This window comes from Pyxidicoccus sp. MSG2, assembly GCF_026626705.1.
In the GTDB taxonomy this organism is placed as follows: domain Bacteria; phylum Myxococcota; class Myxococcia; order Myxococcales; family Myxococcaceae; genus Myxococcus.
The window spans coordinates 7,351,013-7,367,431 of record NZ_JAPNKC010000001.1 but is presented as its reverse complement, the minus strand read 5'-3'; the positions used below and the strand labels follow the sequence as shown (position 1 = coordinate 7,367,431).

Here is a 16,419-nt window from a genome sequence, read left to right as displayed (position 1 = left end):
GAGCGCCCGTCCCTTCTGCCTGGAGCGTGCGCTGGCCCACGCTTCGGGCCCGCCGGGGTGTGGGCCGCGCGGGACGCCCTCCCGGCCGCTCCCCTGCCCTGCGAGTCCGGATGCCGGGCGGCACGGAGCGCCCGGCTCACCTTCTCGCACACGGCCCGGGGGCGTCAGTCCTTCTGGCCCGTCATGGCCTCCGGGCGGACCCACTGGTCGAACTGCTCGGAGGTGAGCAGGCCCAGCTCGACGGCGACCTCCTTGAGCGTCTTGCCCTCCTTGTGGGCCTTCTTGGCAATCTTCGCGGCGTTGTCGTAGCCGATGTGCGGATTGAGCGCGGTGACGAGCATCAGGCTGCGCTCCAGGTTCTCCCGGATGCGCGGCATGTTGGGCTCGATGCCCACGGCGCAGTGGAGGCGGAAGCTGCGCATGCCGTCCGCCAGCAGCCGGCAGCTCTGCAGGACGTTGTGGATGATGAGGGGCTTGAAGACGTTCAGCTCGAAGTTGCCGGACGCGCCGCCAACGGAGACGGCGACGTCGTTGCCCATGACCTGGGCGCACAGCATGGTGAGCGCCTCGCTCTGCGTGGGGTTCACCTTGCCGGGCATGATGGAGCTGCCCGGCTCGTTCTCCGGAATGGTGATTTCGCCCAGGCCGGAGCGCGGCCCGGAGGACAGCCAGCGCACGTCGTTGGCGACCTTGAAGAGCGAGGCGGCCAGGCCCTTGAGGGCGCCGTGCGCGTGGACGAGGGCGTCATTGCCGGCGAGCGCCTCGAACTTGTTGGGCGCGGTGACGAAGGGGTGACCGGTGAGGCGGGCAATCTCCTTCGCGACGCGCTCGGCGTAGCCCTTCGGCGCGTTGAGGCCGGTGCCCACGGCGGTGCCGCCCAGGGCCAGTTCGTACAGGTGCGGCAGGGCCATCTCGAGGTGCCCGCGCGCATGGTCCAACTGCGCCACGTAGCCGCTCAGCTCCTGGCCCAGCGTGAGGGGCGTCGCGTCCTGGAGGTGGGTGCGGCCAATCTTGACGATGTCCTTGAAGGCGCGGGACTTCTCCGCGAGCACGTCCCGGAGGGCGTGCAGCTCGGGGAGGACCTGCGCGACGATGGCGGTGGCGGCGGCCACGCTCATCGCGGTGGGGAAGACGTCGTTGGAGCTCTGCCCCTTGTTGACGTCGTCGTTGGGGTGGACCTTGCGCGCCTCACCGCGCTCGCCGCCGAGCAACTCCGAGGCGCGGTTGGCCAGCACCTCGTTGGCGTTCATGTTCGTCTGGGTGCCGCTGCCCGTCTGCCAGATGCTCAGGGGGAACTCGCCGTCATGCCTGCCGGCGAGGACTTCGTCGGCGGCCTTGACGATGGCGTCGCCCTTCTCGCGCGGCAGGCTGCCGTTCTCCATGTTGACCAGCGCGGCGGCCTTCTTCACCAGGACGAGCGCGCGGATGAGCGCGGGGGGCATGCGCTCGGTGGAGATGGCGAAGTTCTGGAGGCTGCGCTGCGTCTGGGCGCCCCAGAGGTGCTCGGCGGGCACCTCGATGGGGCCGAAGGTGTCCTTCTCGATGCGGGCGTTCTTCGTGCTCACGTGGGGACTCCTCGGAAGGTGAAGACGGGGCGCCAGGGCATAACAGGCCGGACCTCGCAGCCGCCGCCCTGGCGTGATTACCGTTGTACCGTGAGCACTCCCACCGCAAGCGGAACCATCCGAGCCCTCCTGCTCGCCCAGGCGCGGGGCACGCCCATGCTCCGCGTCCCCGAAGCCCGGGCCGTCGAGGGACGGGGCCTGGAGGGAGACCGCCACTCCCAGCGCGCGCTCGGGCACAAGCGCCAGGTGCTGCTGCTGGACGACGCCTCGCGCACGGCGCTGGACGTCCCGGTGGGCGCGCTGAAGGAGAACGTGCTGGTGGAGGGGCTGCCGCTGGACACCCTGCCCCCGGGCCAGCGGCTGGCCCTGGGGGACGAGGTGCGGGTGGAGCTGACGGAGCCGTGCGTGCCGTGCTGGAAGCTGGACGCCCTGCGCCCCGGACTCCTGAAGGAGAGCTGGGGCCGGCGCGGTCAGCTCGCGAAGGTGCTGCGGGGCGGCACGGTGCGCGAGGGCGACGCCGTGCGGCTCCTGGACGTCAACCCGGACGCGCCGCGCATCATCCGCCCGAAGCTGCCCTGAGCCTCAACCGCGATGGAAACCCCGGCTGTCGGAGGGGGCCTGCGCCCGCTCGGACAGGCCGTAGTCCCGGAGCACGCCGGCGACGCGGAGGCGGTAGTCCTCGAAGACGGAGGCCCGGCCCTTCGCCTGCGCGGCCCGGTGCGGCTCCAGCCGGCGCCACGCCTCCACGGCCTGCTCGTCGCGCCAGAACGACAGCGAGAGGAGCTTCCCCGGGTCCGTCAGACTCTGGAAGCGCTCGATGGAGACGAACCCGTCCACCCCTTCGAGCAGCGGCCGCAGCCCAGCCGCGAGGTCCAGGTACTCCTGCCGGCCATCGGCATGGGGACGCACCTCGAAGATGACGGCAATCATGAGCGGGCCTCGCGGGAGAAGAGGGGGATGCGCCCATTTACCGAGGGCACGTAGGACACGCCGCGCGCGGCGACGCGAAGGAGTCCGGAGTCGTCCGTGAGCAACTCCTCGAGGGCGCCCCGGGCCATCCACTTCACCAGCGCCTCACCGGGGCAGGCGTGCACGCCCGCGCCGAAGGTGAAGGAGCGCCGCGCCCTCCTGTCGACGTCGAACCGGTGCGGGTCCTCATTGAGGGCAGGGTCTCTGTTGGCGGCGGCCAGGACGACGAGGACGGTGTCGCCCGCGGACAGGCGCTGCCCTTCGATGACGGCGTCCTCCGCGAGGAAGCGCCGCGTGTTCTGCACGGGCGCGTCATGCCGGAGCACCTCGTCCAGGATGTGGGGCAGGTGCTCGAGGCGCTCGCGCAGGGACGGCTGCCCGAGCAGCGCGAGGACCGTGTTGCCCAGCAGCCCCGCCGTCGCGTCATGCGTCTGCGACAGCAACCCGATGGCGTTGGCCAGCAGCACTTCCCGCCCCTGGGCTCCGAAGCGCTCGGCCCCTCGGGCGAAGAGGGCCAGCGGCCCCGCGACGTCCGAAGCGAGCGCGACGCGGAATACCTCCAGCAACCCGCGTGCGGCCCGCTCGCCCGCTTCGAGCCGCTCCACGTCCGCCCCCGGAGCAAGGGCGCGGACGAAGTCCCCCGTCCATGCGGCAACCTGGGGGAGCACGTCCTCGGAGAGCCCGAGCAGGCGCCCCATCACGGACACCGGCAATTGGAATGGAAGCATGTGCAGCCGCTCGGGCCCCCCGAGCAGGCGCGTCCGCCGCCGCGCCTCCTCCCGCACCTGCCGCTCCCCGAAGCCACCGAGGAAGGAGGACACGGCCTGCTTCATCGGACAATGGGCAGGGCCGTCGCTCATTCGGACCAGGTGCCCGAACACCGCCGCGGCCCCGGGACCGAGCGCTCGCGGCACCGGCTCTGTTGCGGGACGAACACGGCAGGCGGGATGCGTGAGGACGGCGCCCACCGCTCGGGCGCTCGACGCAATCCACATCCGCGACGGCTCATCCCAGGAGAAGGGCCTGCGCGCGACGAGGTCCGCGTAGAAGGAATACGGGTCCGGGTGCGTCGGCGCGGCGAGCGCGTCTTTCGGGAACGACATCCAGGGCTCCTCCCACCGCCGGCAGCTTCCGGCGGTGAGGAGGTTCTACGGGCGCGGCCCGGGCCGACGTTTCGGCCCCGGCCGAAGGATGGAGCCAACTACACGCGCGTCTCGACGCGCGGCTCGTCGGAGTTCCCCAGGTTGCCGAGCCAGTCCACGGTGCTCTGCAAGGGGGCCTTGCCCAGCGCGGACGAAGGCGTGAAGGCCCAGAGCAGCAGGTACACGAGCATCGTCGTCCCGAAGGACATCAGGAGCGAGACGAGGAAGGCCACGCGCACCAACGCCGGGTCCAGGTTGAACTGACGCGCCAGCGCTCCGCACACGCCGGACAGCGTCCGTCCCTCGACCCCGCGGTGCATCGGCTCCGTCCGCGTCCCGCAGTGCGGGCACTTCGTGGCCTCCACCCTCATCTCCTCCACACAGGCCGTGCAGCGCTTCATGGCGTCCATGGTGTGTCACTCCCTGACGGGCCGCCCTTGGCGTCAGCAGCCCTCGTCCCTACCTACGGAAGTCGGCGCTTCCGATTGCGCCCGCCCGGCACCTCCTCGCCGCAGGTGGGTCACCAGCACCCCAGCGCTGCCCGTTTGTTGATTTACAGATTTAATCGGCTACCTGTTGACAGGATTACAGGCAAGCAGGCACAACTTCACCAACACTTCCATTCCTCACTCTGAGGATCCATTTTCGGAACCGTCGGAGCGATTTACAACGCATCAGGCCAAGGAGTCCGGATGAGCGCGGCAACCCCTTCGAACAAGACCCCGTCCTTCGGCGCGGGGGTGGTGGTGAAGGGTCCGTGGCACCCCGACTACGCCGAGGTGCTCACCCCCCAGGCGATGGAGTTCGTCGCGAAGCTGGTGCGGACCTTCGGGGAGCGCCGTGAGGCCCTGCTGGAGCGCCGCAAGGTGGTGCAGCAGGCGTGGCGCAAGGGCGAGCGGCCCCACTTCCTGGCGGAGACGAAAGCCATCCGTGAGGGCAACTGGACGGTGGCGCCCCTGCCCGCGGACCTCCAGGACCGCCGCGTGGAAATCACCGGCCCGGTGGACCGGAAGATGATCATCAACGCGCTCAACTCGGGCGCCAATGTCTTCATGGCGGACTTCGAGGACGCCAACAGCCCCACCTGGGACAACGTGGTGCGCGGGCAGTTCAACCTGCGCGACGCCGTCCGCCGCACCATCGACTTCACCGCCGAGGGCGGCAAGCACTACGCCCTCCACCCGAAGACGGCCGTCCTCTTCGTGCGCCCCCGCGGCTGGCATCTGCCCGAGCGCCACGTGGAAATCGACGGCAAGCCCATCTCCGGCTCGCTCTTCGACTTCGCCCTCTTCTTCTTCCACAACGCCCGCGAGCAGCTCGCACGCGGCACCGGCCCGTATTTCTACCTGCCGAAGATGCAGAGCCACCTGGAGGCCCGGCTGTGGAACGACGTGTTCCACCTGGCCCAGTCGGAGCTCGACATCCCGCGCGGCACCATCAAGGCCACCGTCCTCATCGAGACGCTGCCCGCCGCGTTCGAGATGGACGAAATCCTCTACGAGCTGCGCGAGCACTCCGCCGGCCTCAACTGCGGCCGCTGGGACTACATCTTCAGCTTCATCAAGACGCTCCAGTCGGACACCGGCGTCGTCCTGCCCGACCGCGGCCAGGTCACCATGGACAAGGCGTTCCTCAACGCCTACTCGCAGCTGCTCATCCAGACCTGCCACCGCCGCAACGTGCACGCCATGGGCGGCATGGCGGCCTTCATCCCCATCAAGGGGGACGCGGCCGCCAACGAGGCGGTGATGGAGAAGGTCCGCACCGACAAGCTGCGCGAGGTGAAGAACGGCCACGACGGCACGTGGGTGGCCCACCCCGGCCTCGTCCCGGTGGCGAAGGACATCTTCGACGCGCACATGAAGGGCGCGAATCAAATCGCCAACAAGCGCGAGGACGTGCGCATCGGCGAGGCGGAGCTGCTCAAGGTGCCGTCCGGCACGCGCACCGAGGACGGCCTGCGCCACAACATCCGCGTCGGCATCCAGTACACCGCCGCGTGGCTGGGCGGCCTGGGCTGCGTGCCGCTCTACAACCTGATGGAGGACGCGGCCACCGCGGAAATCTCCCGCGCCCAGGTGTGGCAGTGGATTCACCACGGCGCCTCGCTGGACGACGGCCGCAAGGTGACGGGAGCGCTGTTCCGCACCCTGCTCGGCGAGGAGATGGCCCGCATCGACCAGGAGGGCGCGAAGGAGCGCTACGGCGCCGCCCACCTGGAGCGCGCCCGCGCCCTCTTCGAGCAGCTGTCCACCGCACCCGCCTTCGAGGACTTCCTCACCCTGCCGGCCTACGAGGCCCTGGACGCGCAGGTCTGAACCCGCAGCACATTTTTCAACCACTTCAACTGTAGCGAGGAGCCTGCGATGTACGACGCCACGCCGACGACCACCGAAGCTTCCCCTCACGCCAAGCTCCACGCTCAGCGCTTCGAGGGCATCACCCGCAACTACACCCAGAAGGACGTCGAGAAGCTGCGCGGCTCCATCACCGTCAGCTACACGCTGGCGGAGATGGGTGCGAAGAAGCTCTGGGAGCTGCTCCACACCGAGGACTACATCAACGCGCTGGGCTCGCTCACGGGCAACCAGGCGGTGCAGATGGTCCGCGCCGGCCTGAAGGCCATCTATCTCTCCGGCTGGCAGGTGGCGGCGGACGCCAACTCGGCCGGGCAGATGTACCCGGACCAGAGCCTCTACCCGGTGGACTCCGTCCCCGCCGTGGTGAAGAAGATCAACAACTCGCTGCGCCGCGCGGACCAGATTGACCACGCGGAAGGGCGCAATGACCGCTATTGGTTCGCGCCCATCATCGCGGACGCGGAGGCCGGCTTCGGCGGCCCGCTCAACGCCTTCGAGCTGATGAAGAGCATGATTGAGGCGGGCGCCGCGGGCGTCCACTTCGAGGACCAGCTGGCCAGCGAGAAGAAGTGCGGCCACATGGGCGGCAAGGTGCTGGTGCCCACCAGCCACTTCATCCGCACCCTGACGGCGGCGCGCCTGGCGGCGGACGTCATGGGCGTGCCCACGCTCGTCGTCGCCCGCACGGACGCGGACAGCGCCAAGCTCTTGATGAGCGACGCGGACGAGTACGACCACGCCTTCATCGACAAGAAGGGCGGCCGCACCGCCGAGGGCTTCTACCGCCTCAACGGCGGCCTGGACTGCGCCATTGCGCGCGGCCTGGCCTACGCGCCGTACGCGGACCTGGTGTGGTGCGAGACGAGCACCCCGGACCTGGCTCAGGCGAAGAAGTTCGCCGAGAGCATCCGCGCGAAGTACCCGAACAAGCTGCTGGCCTACAACTGCTCGCCGTCCTTCAACTGGAAGAAGAACCTGGACGACGCGACCATTGCCAAGTTCCAGCGTGAGCTGGGCGCCATGGGCTACAAGTTCCAGTTCGTCACCCTGGCCGGCTTCCACGCGCTGAACTTCGCGATGTACGAGCTGGCCCGGAAGTACAAGGACCGCGGCATGGCGGCCTACAGCGAGCTGCAGCAGGCCGAGTTCTCCGCCGAGAAGGACGGCTACACCGCCACGCGCCACCAGCGCGAGGTGGGCACCGGCTACTTCGACCAGGTGGCCGAGGTCATCTCCGGCGGCAACGCCAGCACGCTCGCCCTGCACGAGTCGACCGAGGCGCACCAGTTCTAGTCGCGCGCCGCAAGTCCTGAAGCTTCACCCAGGGCCGTGGACGGACGGGCAGTGCGCCCGTAAGTCCGCGGCCTTCGGGCTTTTTCGGGGGGACGCAACTTCCGGCCGGTTCCGGCGATAATGCGGATCAGAGGCCTGAAGCGCGCGAGGTGCGCGTCATCCGGGCCGCGACGGAGCCGCCATGAACCGCATCAACTCCTTCACGGGTCCCCGGGTGCAGCAGCCCACCACCCCGGCCAGCAGCGGCGCTTCCCGCACGGGCTTCGGCTCGCTCCTCCAGGGCGCCGCGGCGGCACCGGCCAACCGTCCGGGCGACCCGCTGATGACGTCCGGTGGCGCGGTGGTGGCCTCGGCGCTGGCGTCGGTGGGCAGCGCGCCGCACAGCGGGCTGATGAACTCCTACCTCTCGGCCGTGGGCCGCGGGCCCGTCACCCAGGAGGGCACCCCGGGACAGGCACAGGGTGGCACCGCCGCGCCGGGTTCGGAGCAGGCGAAGCAGGAGCAGGCCCTGATGGACCTGGCCGCGCTCTCCGCCGCGACGCTGGGCAACTCCATCATCCACATGGGCAACAAGAACAAGATCAGCCTCGACACCTGAGCTTCCTCGGGGTCCTTCTGCTTCGCCGGGTCCAGGGGAATGCCCGCGCTGCGCTTGAGGGAGCAGCCCGCCTGACGGGCCCCCGCTGGCCTAGTTGAGGTACTTCGGCCGGGGCGGCTCGGCGGGCTGTTGTTTCATCATCTCCAGCCCCTGCCGCGTGAGGACGAAGCGCACGACGCCGGAGCCGCGCTCGGTGTCGATTTCCGCCTCGAAGGCCGGGCCGGAGATGCCGCCCAGGGCCACGTCCTTGCGCAGGTTGATGACGCGGCCGCTCAGCATGTCTCCAGCCACCTCCTTCATCCCGTCACCGCGCTGGTGCAGCTCGTAGGCGGCCTGGTGCAGCGTCATCGCCAGCGCGGGGCTCAGCGGCTGGGAGCTGAACAGGACGGAGATGAGGACCCAATAGGGAGGAGCCTGGTCGGAAGACATCGCGCCTCCATCCTAAACGCCCCGGGTGGCGCGGGCCCGGAGAAGTGGCGGCGTCAGGACGAAGGGGTCAGGCGGGCGCGGGGCTTGCGGCGGGAGACGATGCCCTCCGCGAGCACGGCCTGCTGCTTCCAGTGGCCGTACAGCCGCCCCTGCGAGGCCAGCCGATCCAACTTGCGCTGCGTCTCCTCGTCCACGCGACCGGCGGCGGCGTCCCGGAAGGGCGTGCCGGGCAGCGGCATGAAGGTGTGCCCGTGCACGCGGGCGCCCAGCGCGGCGAGCTGCTCCATGAGGGCCACGGTGGCATCCACGTCTGAGCGCTCCTCTCCGGGCAGGCCGAGGATGAAGTCGACATTGGGGACGAAGCCGCCCTCCACCGCGAGCCGGGTGGCGCGGACCACCGTCTCCACGTCGTGGCCACGGCGGGTGCTCTGGAGGATGCGCTCGGAGCCGGACTGCCCGCCGATGATGAGGTTGTCGTTGTGCACGTAGCGCTTGAGGAGCGCGAGCGCCTCGGGGGTGACGTGCTCGGGGCGGACCTCGGAGGGGAAGGTGCCGTAGTAGATGCGCCCGTCCGGAGCCATGGCCTCGCGCACGGCGGCGAGCAGGGCTTCCACGGCGGCCAGATTCACGGACTCGTCCGCGGTGCCGTAGGACATGGACGTGGGGGTGATGAAGCGGATGTCGCGCCGGCCCGAGCGCCGCAGCTCGCGCGCCCAGTGCGCCACGTTGGCCACGGAGCGGTGGCGGAAGCGCGCCTTGCTCATGAAGGGCGTCTGGCAGAAGCGGCAGGCGTAGATGCAGCCGCGCGTAATCTCGATGGCGCCGTACATGGCATTGCGCGCGGCGAAGGGCGGGAAGTCGTCGAGCAACACGCCCTCGCCCCGGCCGTTCTGCACCAGCTTGCCGTCCTTGAGGTACGCGACACCGTGCGTGGCGCGAGGGTCCTCGCCCCGCTGCACGCGGCCGAGCAGCTCGCGCAGGGAGTGCTCGCCCTCGCCCACGGCGATGATGTCGAAGCCGGCCTGCAGGGTTTGAAGGGGCTCGGCGGTGGCGTGGACGCCGCCGGCGATGCAGAGCACGTCGCGCCCGTCGAGCCGCTCGCGCACCCAGGCGAGCTCCTCCACCGAAGGGCCGAAGCTGGCCGAGTAGAAGGACCACGCGGCCACCACGGTGTCACCCGCGTCGGCGCGCTCGCGCACGGTGGCCAGCAGCGTCTCGCGGTCCCGTGGGAAGTGGAGCGACACGCCCGCGAGCGCCGGGTCCGACTCCACGGCGCCGGCCAGCACGGTGAAGGCGTACTTGCCGGGGTACTGGTAGCTGAGGACGAGTGCGACGCGGCGGTGGGACTCCATGCGGATGGGCATGATGCCACAGGCTCGCGCAACTGGGGCGCGCGGCACCCCGGCAAAAGGCCTCATTCCTACGGGGATTCCCCAATACGTGTATGTATTCAATTCAATTACGTCTGTCTTATTGCTCTCAGACCTCTAGAAAATGTTAGTGATGCGCGGCCTCACATCCCGCAGGAGGTCCCCCGCATGAAGAGCCGTCTCGTGGTTGTCCTTGCAGGTGTGTACGTCGCGGCCCTGGCCGCATGTGGTCCCGTGGACATGGAGCCGTCCTCGGACGAAACGCAGGTCACGGAGGGGCAGCAGTATGATTGTCAGCCGTGCGCGATAGCGGCCATGGCGGGCCAGGCGGCCGCCCAGAAGGCGCAGGGCCGCCCCGCGACGAAGAGCGAGGTGACGGGCGCGTACATCTGCCCGCCCTGTGAGCCTTATTACTGTGGCGACGGCTACTGTGACAGCTATGCCGGGGAAACCCAGTACAGCTGTCCCTCCGACTGCGCCCCCTCCAGTGGCTACTGCGGCGACGGCGCCTGCCGCTCGTGGGAGGGTGAAACCACGGTCACCTGCTACTACGACTGCGGCACCGCCTGCGGCGACGGCGCCTGCAACGGAGGCGAATCCATCTACAGCTGCACGGCGGACTGCGGCCCCTACGGCGCGTACTGCGGCGACGGCACGTGCAACGGCAGCGAGACGATGTACTCCTGCGGCGGGGATTGCCCGGGCTGGTGCGGAGACGCCTACTGCAACCCCGCCCACGAGTCGGCCTACAACTGCGCGGCCGACTGCGGCCCCCCGCCCGCGGTCTGCGGCGACGGCGTGTGCAACGGCAGCGAGACGGTGTACAGCTGCGGCCAGGACTGCTGGGGGAGCTGCGGTGACGGCTACTGCAACCCGTACCATGAGAACACCTCCTCCTGCTGGTCCGACTGCGGCAACTCCGGCTACTGCGGCGACGGCTTCTGCGGGACTGGGGAAACGCGATTCAACTGCCGCCCGGACTGCTGGGAGCCCATCGAATGCATCCGCGACGTCTGCCCGTAGTCTGGACGGAGCTTGAAGGGCCCCCGTCCCGAGGGGCCTGAGTCGACGTTTCCGGTGAACCCGCGCGGCCGTCCTTCAGCGACGGACCGCGCGGGCCCGGGTACGGTTCGCTCTACCCCACGGCGGCGGAGAGCGCGTCCCAGGCGGCACGCACGTGACGCGCTTCCGTGTACGTGCCTCCAATGGCCATGCGCAGGACGTAGCGCGGGGGCCGGCCGCCCACGGCCGGCAGCACCGTGTGCGTGAGGAACAGCTTCCCGGTGGAGTTCACCCGCTCCAACAGGGCGCGGTTGCGCGTGTCGGTGGCTTCCGGCGTCTCTCCGGCCAGGGGATTGAGGCGGAAGCACACGAGGGAGAGGGAGCGCGGCGCGGCGAGCTCGAAGCGGGCGTCCGCGGAAACCCAGGACTCGAAGTGCTCGGCCATGCGGATGTGGCCGCGAACGTGTGCACGCAGGCCGCGAGCGCCGTAGTGGCGGAGCACGAACCAGAGCTTGAGCGCGCGGAAGCGGCGGCCGAGCGGGACCTGCCAGTCGCGGTAGTCGATGACGGCGCCGCTCGCGCTCGCGGTGTTGCGCAGGTACTCGGGCGTCACGCTCAGCGCGTCCAGCAGGGCGCGCTTGTCCCGCGTGTAGAAGGCGTTGCAGTCGAAGTTGGTGAGCAACCACTTGTGGGGGTTGAAGGCAAACGAGTCCGTCACCTCCACGCCGTCCAAAAGCGCACGGTGCTCGGGGCAGACGAGCGCGGCGCCCGCCCACGCGGCGTCGACGTGGAGCCAGCCGCCCGAAGCGGTGACGCCCGTGCGTTCCATGACGGCGCTCACGGCGCGCACGGGGTCGAAAGCGCCGGAGGACGTAGTACCCAGGCTCGCGCAGACGAAGAAGGGGCGGCGGCCGGCGGCCAGGTCCTCGCGGATGGCGCGCTCCAGCACCTCGGGGCGGAGGGCCTGGTGGGCATCGGTTTCAATCTGGCGCACGTGCACCGTGTCGTCCGCGCCCCGGGCGACGCCGCAGAGCATGGCGGCCTTGAGCACGGACGAGTGGGCCTGCGTGGAGGAGTACGCCACCCACTGGGAGTCCGCGGGAGCGCCGTGGCGGCGGACGCGCTCGCGGGCGGCGACCATGGCGACGAGGGTGGCTTCGCTGGCGGTGCCCTGGATGACGCCGCCACCGGTGGCGGAGGTGGAACGGAAGGACGCGGGCAGGGCGATGAGCTCGGCGAGCCAGTCCAGCACCCGGGTCTCCATCTCCGTGGCCGCGGGACTGGTGGACCAGAGCATGCCCTGCACGCCGAGGCCGGCGGAGAGGAGCTCGCCGAGAACGGCCGGGCCGGAGGCGTTGGCGGGGAAGTAGGCGAAGAAGGAGGGGGACTGCCAGTGCGTCAGCCCCGGGAGCACGACATCCTCGAGGTCGCGGAAGATGGCGTCCCAGCCCTGCTCACCGTTCAGGCCCTCTTCCGGGGGATGCGCGGGGAGCTTCGAGGCGATTGCGCCCGGACTGACTTGCGAGCGGACGGGGAAGGACTCCAGGCGGGACCAGTAGTCGGCAATCCAGTCGACCATCTTGTGCCCGAGCTTCCGGAACTCCTCCGGGCTCAGATGGGGAACCGCTTCGTCACCGTCACGCGCGTCGTGGCTCATGCGCGCGGTTCCTCCCATGGGTGGCGCGGAGCTTCAAGCGCCGGGTGCGGGCTACTCGGGGTCGAGGGCCCAGGTGCCTTCTTCCCAGCGCTTCAGGCACTGCTGGGCCTCGAATGGCACCATGCCGTCCCCCTTCGCCGCCTCCTCCAGAACAGCCTTTGCCTCGACGGTGCAATAGCGAAGCAGATGTGCCGCGGCCATGACCCGCACGTCCATGCGTGGATGTTTGAGCAGCACGGCGAGCGCATCCCGTCCTGTGTCCCCCAGAGTCAGGAGCTTGTCGACCGCGGCACCGTACTTTCGGGCGTGCTTGTTCCCGGTCCTGGCATCTCCTCGCCAGATGGCCTCGGTCTGGGCGGCGACGTTGAGAGCGAACTCCTCCGCGAGTTCCTGCAACTTCATCTGCAGAGTCCCTTCCGGATGTTCTCGATCGCAAGCAGCCCGAAATCGCGCTGCGCCTCATAGGACTGCTTGCTGAGCCACTGCGGGCGCCCGACTTCGGGCCGCGTCACTCCAGAAGGACGAGTCCCTCAAGTCAAGGCAGCAGCAGGCCTCCCAGGGCCACAATCCATGCGCCTCGACGACAAGACGCGCGAGTCCATCACCCGCGCGACCCACTCCACCTCAGCTCCGACGGCGCCGGGCCCGCGTCAGCCCCAGTACACCCAGCAGCGCGAAGGCCACGAACGGCGCGCCACCGGCACTGCTGCAACCCACCTCACTGCTCAGCTCCTCACCCGACGGAATGCCCGTTGCCGGAGGCGGCACGCTCGAACCCGGCGGCGTCTCCGTCTCCGGAGCCTCCTCCACCGGCTCCTCCGGAGAGCCCGCGTCCACGGCAGGCGTCCCCGCATCCACGACCGGCGTCCCCGCATCCACGACCGGCGTCCCCGCATCCACGACCGGAGTCCCCGCATCCACCGGCGGCGGAACATCCAGCGCAATCACATCCGCCAGCGTCGTCGCCTGCACGAACCCGTCATGGTAGACGACGCCCACCGGCTGCACCGTGTCACTCCGATACAGGCCCAGCTTCAGGTAGTTCTTCTGCCCCGAGTACATCGTCACCGCGCCGCGCTTGGACAGCACGAGCTCCTTGTTGTGCCACAGCTCGACAAAGCCCGTGTTCGCGGTGGCGCCCCACTTCGCGTGCAGGATGAACTCGTGCCACACGCCGCGGACCAGCTTCGTCTTCCACGGCACCTCGCCCGTGCCGTTCAGCGCCATGCGAATCTCCTCGCCGCGCGCGTAGAACTCCACCGGCGGCGAGCCGCAGCACCCGTCATGGTGCCACTGCGTGAAGAGCTGCCACGTGTCCACGCTCGGGAAGTCCGTCGCGAACATCACCTTCCAGCGGTAGTAGTACTCCGAGCCCACCGCCTCCTTGCCCTGGTACACCAGCTCGTTCCGATTCCCACTGGCGTTGATGGGGTCATCCCCCTGCTTCACCGTCACCTTCAGCGCGTACTTCCCTTCCGCCACCGGAGACGTCACCACCTGAAGCCGGTCCGCGCTCACCATCTGCGTGCCGGAGTACTGCGAGCGGTCCCCCGTCTCGAAGTCACCGCGCCAGACAATTCCTGCCGACGCCAACCCGGGGACCAACCACATCGCAAGCCAGACGGGGAAGAGAGCTTTCAATGATGTGCCCTTGAGAAAGTTTGACAGCAAACGAGTGACACACCGTACCGCAAGGCATTCCGCGCTTCATTCCGCCGGCAATTCCTTCCCACCTGCCTGACAACAGGGCAGACAGCCGAACAGGCCCTCGAAGGCTGTGAAACATGTTTCACCCTGGCGCGCTCCGCGTGGCCCTCCAGGCGAGCGGGCCTGCGTGACGCAGTGCGCAAGTCGACGAGGCGGGCAACCAGGAGGCTGACTGCCGGCAGGCGTGGTGTATGGTCCCCACCCTTCCGGCACCCCCTCTGAAGGGGGCGTCCCCGGTGCACCCATGCTTGTCCTGCGTGACGTCCAGAAGACCGACCTGGCCGGCCTCAAACGGCTTGCCGCCGTGCTCAACACGGTGAACCTGCCGAACAACGAGGAGACGCTCGAAGCCATCATCGACAAGTCGGTGAAGAGCTTCGCGGGAAAGGTGAAGAACCCCTTCAACCGCGAGTACCTCTTCGTCCTGGAGGACGTGCGCAACAACCTCATCATCGGCACGTCGATGATCATCGCGCAGCACGGGACGTACGAGGCGCCGCACATCTACTACGAGGTGAGCGAGCGCGAGCACTACTCCGCGTCCCTCGAGCGGCACCTGCGCCACAAGGTGCTCTCCATCGCCTACAACTACGAGGGCCCCACCGAAATCGGCGGCCTCGTCGTGGACCCGCCCTACCGCGCCACGCCGGACAAGCCCGGCAAGCAACTGTCGTACGTGCGCTTCCTCTTCATCGCCATGCACCGGCGCATCTTCCGTCCGCGCGTGCTGGCGGAATTGCTCCCGCCGCTGCTGCCGGACGGGCGCAGCCTGCTGTGGGAGGCGTGCGGCAAGAAGTTCACCGGCCTCACCTACCAGGAGGCGGACCGCCTCAGCCGGCAGAACAAGGAGTTCATCAAGGAGCTGTTCCCCTCCTCGGACATCTACGCGTCGCTCTTCCCGGACCGCGTGCAGAAGGTGCTGGGCGAGGTGGGCCCCCAGACGCGCGGCGTGCAGCGCATGCTGGAGCGCGTCGGCTTCAAGTATGTGGAGCGCATCGACCCGTTCGACGGCGGCCCCCACTTCGAGGCCAACACCGCCGACATCTCCCTGGTGCGCAAGTACCGCACCGTGAAGCTGGCCGACGAGGACTTCGAGATGGAGGGAGACGACGTGCTCGTCGCCTTCGAGCGTGACTCGGGCCGCAACCGCTTCCGCTCCGTGCGCTGCCAGGCCCGCCTGGACAACACCGTGGCCTACCTGCCTGCTCGCGCCAAGGAAATCCTCGGCGCGGAGGCCGGGGCAAAGCTGTCGCTCATCCCCTTCGAGTAGCCGGCAGTCACCTCACGGCCGGCGCACCACCCGGTGCGCCCCGCGCAGCAACTCCAGCCAGCGCCGTCCCGCTTCCAGTGCCGGCCCTCGCGCGTCCTCCAGCGCGAGCGGCAGGTGCGTGTCCGGCCTCACGGCGTCCAGCGAGGTGGGGTCCAGGTCCAGCGTTGCGCCCTTCGCCAGTGCCACGCGCACCCACGCGTGGGGCCTCGCGGGACCGCCGTCCACCACCAGCAGGCCGTGGACGAGCGCCACCGTGACGCCGCGCTCCCTCGCCCCCGCGGCGAAGCGCAGCGCATGCGCGAGACAGCCGCCCGCCTCGCCCTCTCCATTCTCCTTCCAATCCGCGGCCCCGGGCGCCTTGTCGATGAAGGCCGCGTGGACTCGCGCCGCCAGCGCTCTGGCGGCGCCTGCCTCCCAGGGCGTCATGCCGTCCAGTCGCGAGGGGACTTCCAGCGGAGGCTCCAGCACCAGCGCTCCCCGCGTGCCCTCCACCGGCAGCCCCTGCGCGAAGAGCTCGGGAGGTGAGCGGAGCTTCGTGCCGGGCGCCGCCACGGTGAAGCGGGAGTCGCCCACGTCCAGCACCTCCAGCAGGCCCTGCGCGGAGTAGCTCGCGCGGAAGGGCGTGCCCAGCAGGGTGCCCTCCACCCGCGAGCCCTCCACCCGCGAGCCCTCCACCCGCGTGACACAGTGCGGGCCCTCGGCTCCGGAGAGCTCCTCTCGCGCCACCACGCAGCCCACGGACGGCGGGCCGCGCCAGAGCCACAGGGCCTGGGGGAAGACTTCCGTGGCCTGCTCTCGCGTCGAACCCGCCTCTCGCGCGCCGGAGCCCCTCACCCGCCCCGCCCCATCCACCTCCAGCGTCACCTCGCGCCGACGCTCGCCCGGCTGGCCGTCGCGCGTGTGCAGGTGCCGGCTCGCATACGTGAAGCGCCCCGGCTCCCGCGTCAGCGTCACCGTCCCCACGGGCACGCCCCTCCAGGCGAAGACGAAGCGCGCCTCTTCACGGGAGGGAGGAGACCCGCCCACCTCGCCAGGGTTCGCGGGCTTCACAGGGAGA

General features: G+C 69.6%; 16 protein-coding genes. 6 read left to right on the top strand and 10 right to left on the bottom strand.

Annotated elements, in window-relative coordinates; translation table 11 throughout:
* Window positions 1-164: 164 nt before the first annotated feature.
* On the bottom strand, window positions 165-1,565 hold the full coding sequence (fumC, locus tag OV427_RS29035; protein WP_267859442.1) for a class II fumarate hydratase: 1,401 nt from the start codon (window positions 1,563-1,565) through the stop codon (window positions 165-167).
* Window positions 1,566-1,655: 90 nt separating this feature from the next.
* Between fumC and OV427_RS29030 the strand changes: the two genes are divergently transcribed.
* Window positions 1,656-2,144: an MOSC domain-containing protein gene (locus OV427_RS29030; protein WP_267859441.1), complete on the top strand. Its 489-nt coding sequence runs from the start codon at window positions 1,656-1,658 to the stop codon at window positions 2,142-2,144.
* A 3-nt stretch (window positions 2,145-2,147) separates the two neighbouring features.
* Here the strand turns inward: OV427_RS29030 and OV427_RS29025 are convergent, their stop codons facing one another.
* The 3 genes from OV427_RS29025 to OV427_RS29015 form a co-directional block, all read right to left on the bottom strand.
* Window positions 2,148-2,495 (bottom strand): antibiotic biosynthesis monooxygenase family protein, encoded by a 348-nt coding sequence (locus OV427_RS29025; RefSeq protein ID WP_267859440.1) that lies wholly within the window; start codon window positions 2,493-2,495, stop codon window positions 2,148-2,150.
* Entirely contained in the window at window positions 2,492-3,637 is a 1,146-nt protein-coding gene (locus tag OV427_RS29020; RefSeq protein ID WP_267859439.1) for a cytochrome P450, read from the bottom strand. Before OV427_RS29020 ends, OV427_RS29025 begins: the two co-directional genes overlap by 4 nt.
* A 98-nt stretch (window positions 3,638-3,735) precedes the next feature.
* Window positions 3,736-4,086 carry a PspC domain-containing protein gene (locus OV427_RS29015; protein WP_267859438.1) on the bottom strand — a complete coding sequence of 117 codons (351 nt, stop codon included), beginning with the start codon at window positions 4,084-4,086 and terminating at the stop codon, window positions 3,736-3,738.
* A gap of 282 nt (window positions 4,087-4,368) precedes the next feature.
* Here OV427_RS29015 and aceB point away from each other — a divergent pair, with 282 nt between their 5' ends.
* The 3 genes from aceB to OV427_RS29000 all read left to right on the top strand — a co-directional run bounded on the left by aceB (window position 4,369) and on the right by OV427_RS29000 (window position 7,927).
* Window positions 4,369-5,994 (top strand): malate synthase A, encoded by a 1,626-nt coding sequence (gene aceB, locus OV427_RS29010; protein ID WP_267859437.1) that lies wholly within the window; start codon window positions 4,369-4,371, stop codon window positions 5,992-5,994.
* 48 nt (window positions 5,995-6,042) lie between these two features.
* Window positions 6,043-7,329 carry an isocitrate lyase gene (gene aceA / locus OV427_RS29005; protein ID WP_267859436.1) on the top strand — a complete coding sequence of 429 codons (1,287 nt, stop codon included), beginning with the start codon at window positions 6,043-6,045 and terminating at the stop codon, window positions 7,327-7,329.
* A gap of 181 nt (window positions 7,330-7,510) precedes the next feature.
* Complete coding sequence (locus OV427_RS29000) at window positions 7,511-7,927, top strand: hypothetical protein (RefSeq protein WP_267859435.1); 417 nt, start codon at window positions 7,511-7,513, stop codon at window positions 7,925-7,927.
* Between the two features lie 90 nt (window positions 7,928-8,017).
* Here OV427_RS29000 and OV427_RS28995 read toward each other — a convergent pair whose 3' ends face one another.
* Both OV427_RS28995 and OV427_RS28990 read right to left on the bottom strand, forming a co-directional pair.
* Window positions 8,018-8,356, bottom strand: a complete 339-nt coding sequence (locus tag OV427_RS28995) for a hypothetical protein (RefSeq protein ID WP_267859434.1) — start codon at window positions 8,354-8,356, stop codon at window positions 8,018-8,020.
* A gap of 53 nt (window positions 8,357-8,409) precedes the next feature.
* Window positions 8,410-9,708 (bottom strand): TIGR04013 family B12-binding domain/radical SAM domain-containing protein, encoded by a 1,299-nt coding sequence (locus OV427_RS28990; RefSeq protein ID WP_267863495.1) that lies wholly within the window; start codon window positions 9,706-9,708, stop codon window positions 8,410-8,412.
* A 186-nt stretch (window positions 9,709-9,894) separates the two neighbouring features.
* On the opposite strand from OV427_RS28990, the gene OV427_RS28985 reads away from it, so the two are divergent.
* Complete coding sequence (locus tag OV427_RS28985) at window positions 9,895-10,749, top strand: hypothetical protein (protein ID WP_267859433.1); 855 nt, start codon at window positions 9,895-9,897, stop codon at window positions 10,747-10,749.
* Window positions 10,750-10,861: 112 nt separating this feature from the next.
* On the opposite strand, the gene OV427_RS28980 is transcribed toward OV427_RS28985, so the two are convergent.
* The 3 genes from OV427_RS28980 to OV427_RS28970 form a co-directional block, all read right to left on the bottom strand.
* Window positions 10,862-12,385, bottom strand: coding sequence for a pyridoxal-dependent decarboxylase (locus tag OV427_RS28980; RefSeq protein ID WP_267859432.1), 1,524 nt, complete (start codon window positions 12,383-12,385; stop codon window positions 10,862-10,864).
* Window positions 12,386-12,436: 51 nt separating this feature from the next.
* The gene (locus OV427_RS28975) at window positions 12,437-12,787 is read right to left on the bottom strand and encodes a DUF2019 domain-containing protein (protein ID WP_267859431.1); all 351 of its coding nucleotides are present in this window, start codon (window positions 12,785-12,787) and stop codon (window positions 12,437-12,439) included.
* 222 nt (window positions 12,788-13,009) lie between these two features.
* Window positions 13,010-13,978 carry a heparin lyase I family protein gene (locus OV427_RS28970; protein WP_267859430.1) on the bottom strand — a complete coding sequence of 323 codons (969 nt, stop codon included), beginning with the start codon at window positions 13,976-13,978 and terminating at the stop codon, window positions 13,010-13,012.
* Window positions 13,979-14,336: 358 nt separating this feature from the next.
* On the opposite strand from OV427_RS28970, the gene OV427_RS28965 reads away from it, so the two are divergent.
* Window positions 14,337-15,362, top strand: coding sequence for an arginine N-succinyltransferase (locus tag OV427_RS28965; protein ID WP_267859429.1), 1,026 nt, complete (start codon window positions 14,337-14,339; stop codon window positions 15,360-15,362).
* A gap of 12 nt (window positions 15,363-15,374) precedes the next feature.
* On the opposite strand, the gene OV427_RS28960 is transcribed toward OV427_RS28965, so the two are convergent.
* Window positions 15,375-16,412, bottom strand: a complete 1,038-nt coding sequence (locus tag OV427_RS28960; protein ID WP_267859428.1) for a lasso peptide biosynthesis protein — start codon at window positions 16,410-16,412, stop codon at window positions 15,375-15,377.
* Between the last annotated feature and the right edge of the window lie 7 nt (window positions 16,413-16,419).

Coding starts and splice junctions, on each gene's coding strand:
- OV427_RS29025 (WP_267859440.1), bottom strand. CDS start 2,495: ATGATTGCCGTCATCTTCGAGGTGCGTCCCCATGCCGATGGCCGGCAG.
- OV427_RS29020 (WP_267859439.1), bottom strand. CDS start 3,637: ATGTCGTTCCCGAAAGACGCGCTCGCCGCGCCGACGCACCCGGACCCG.
- OV427_RS29015 (WP_267859438.1), bottom strand. CDS start 4,086: ATGGACGCCATGAAGCGCTGCACGGCCTGTGTGGAGGAGATGAGGGTG.
- aceB (WP_267859437.1), top strand. CDS start 4,369: ATGAGCGCGGCAACCCCTTCGAACAAGACCCCGTCCTTCGGCGCGGGG.
- aceA (WP_267859436.1), top strand. CDS start 6,043: ATGTACGACGCCACGCCGACGACCACCGAAGCTTCCCCTCACGCCAAG.
- OV427_RS29000 (WP_267859435.1), top strand. CDS start 7,511: ATGAACCGCATCAACTCCTTCACGGGTCCCCGGGTGCAGCAGCCCACC.
- OV427_RS28995 (WP_267859434.1), bottom strand. CDS start 8,356: ATGTCTTCCGACCAGGCTCCTCCCTATTGGGTCCTCATCTCCGTCCTG.
- OV427_RS28990 (WP_267863495.1), bottom strand. CDS start 9,708: ATGGAGTCCCACCGCCGCGTCGCACTCGTCCTCAGCTACCAGTACCCC.
- OV427_RS28985 (WP_267859433.1), top strand. CDS start 9,895: ATGAAGAGCCGTCTCGTGGTTGTCCTTGCAGGTGTGTACGTCGCGGCC.
- OV427_RS28980 (WP_267859432.1), bottom strand. CDS start 12,385: ATGAGCCACGACGCGCGTGACGGTGACGAAGCGGTTCCCCATCTGAGC.
- OV427_RS28975 (WP_267859431.1), bottom strand. CDS start 12,787: ATGAAGTTGCAGGAACTCGCGGAGGAGTTCGCTCTCAACGTCGCCGCC.
- OV427_RS28965 (WP_267859429.1), top strand. CDS start 14,337: ATGCTTGTCCTGCGTGACGTCCAGAAGACCGACCTGGCCGGCCTCAAA.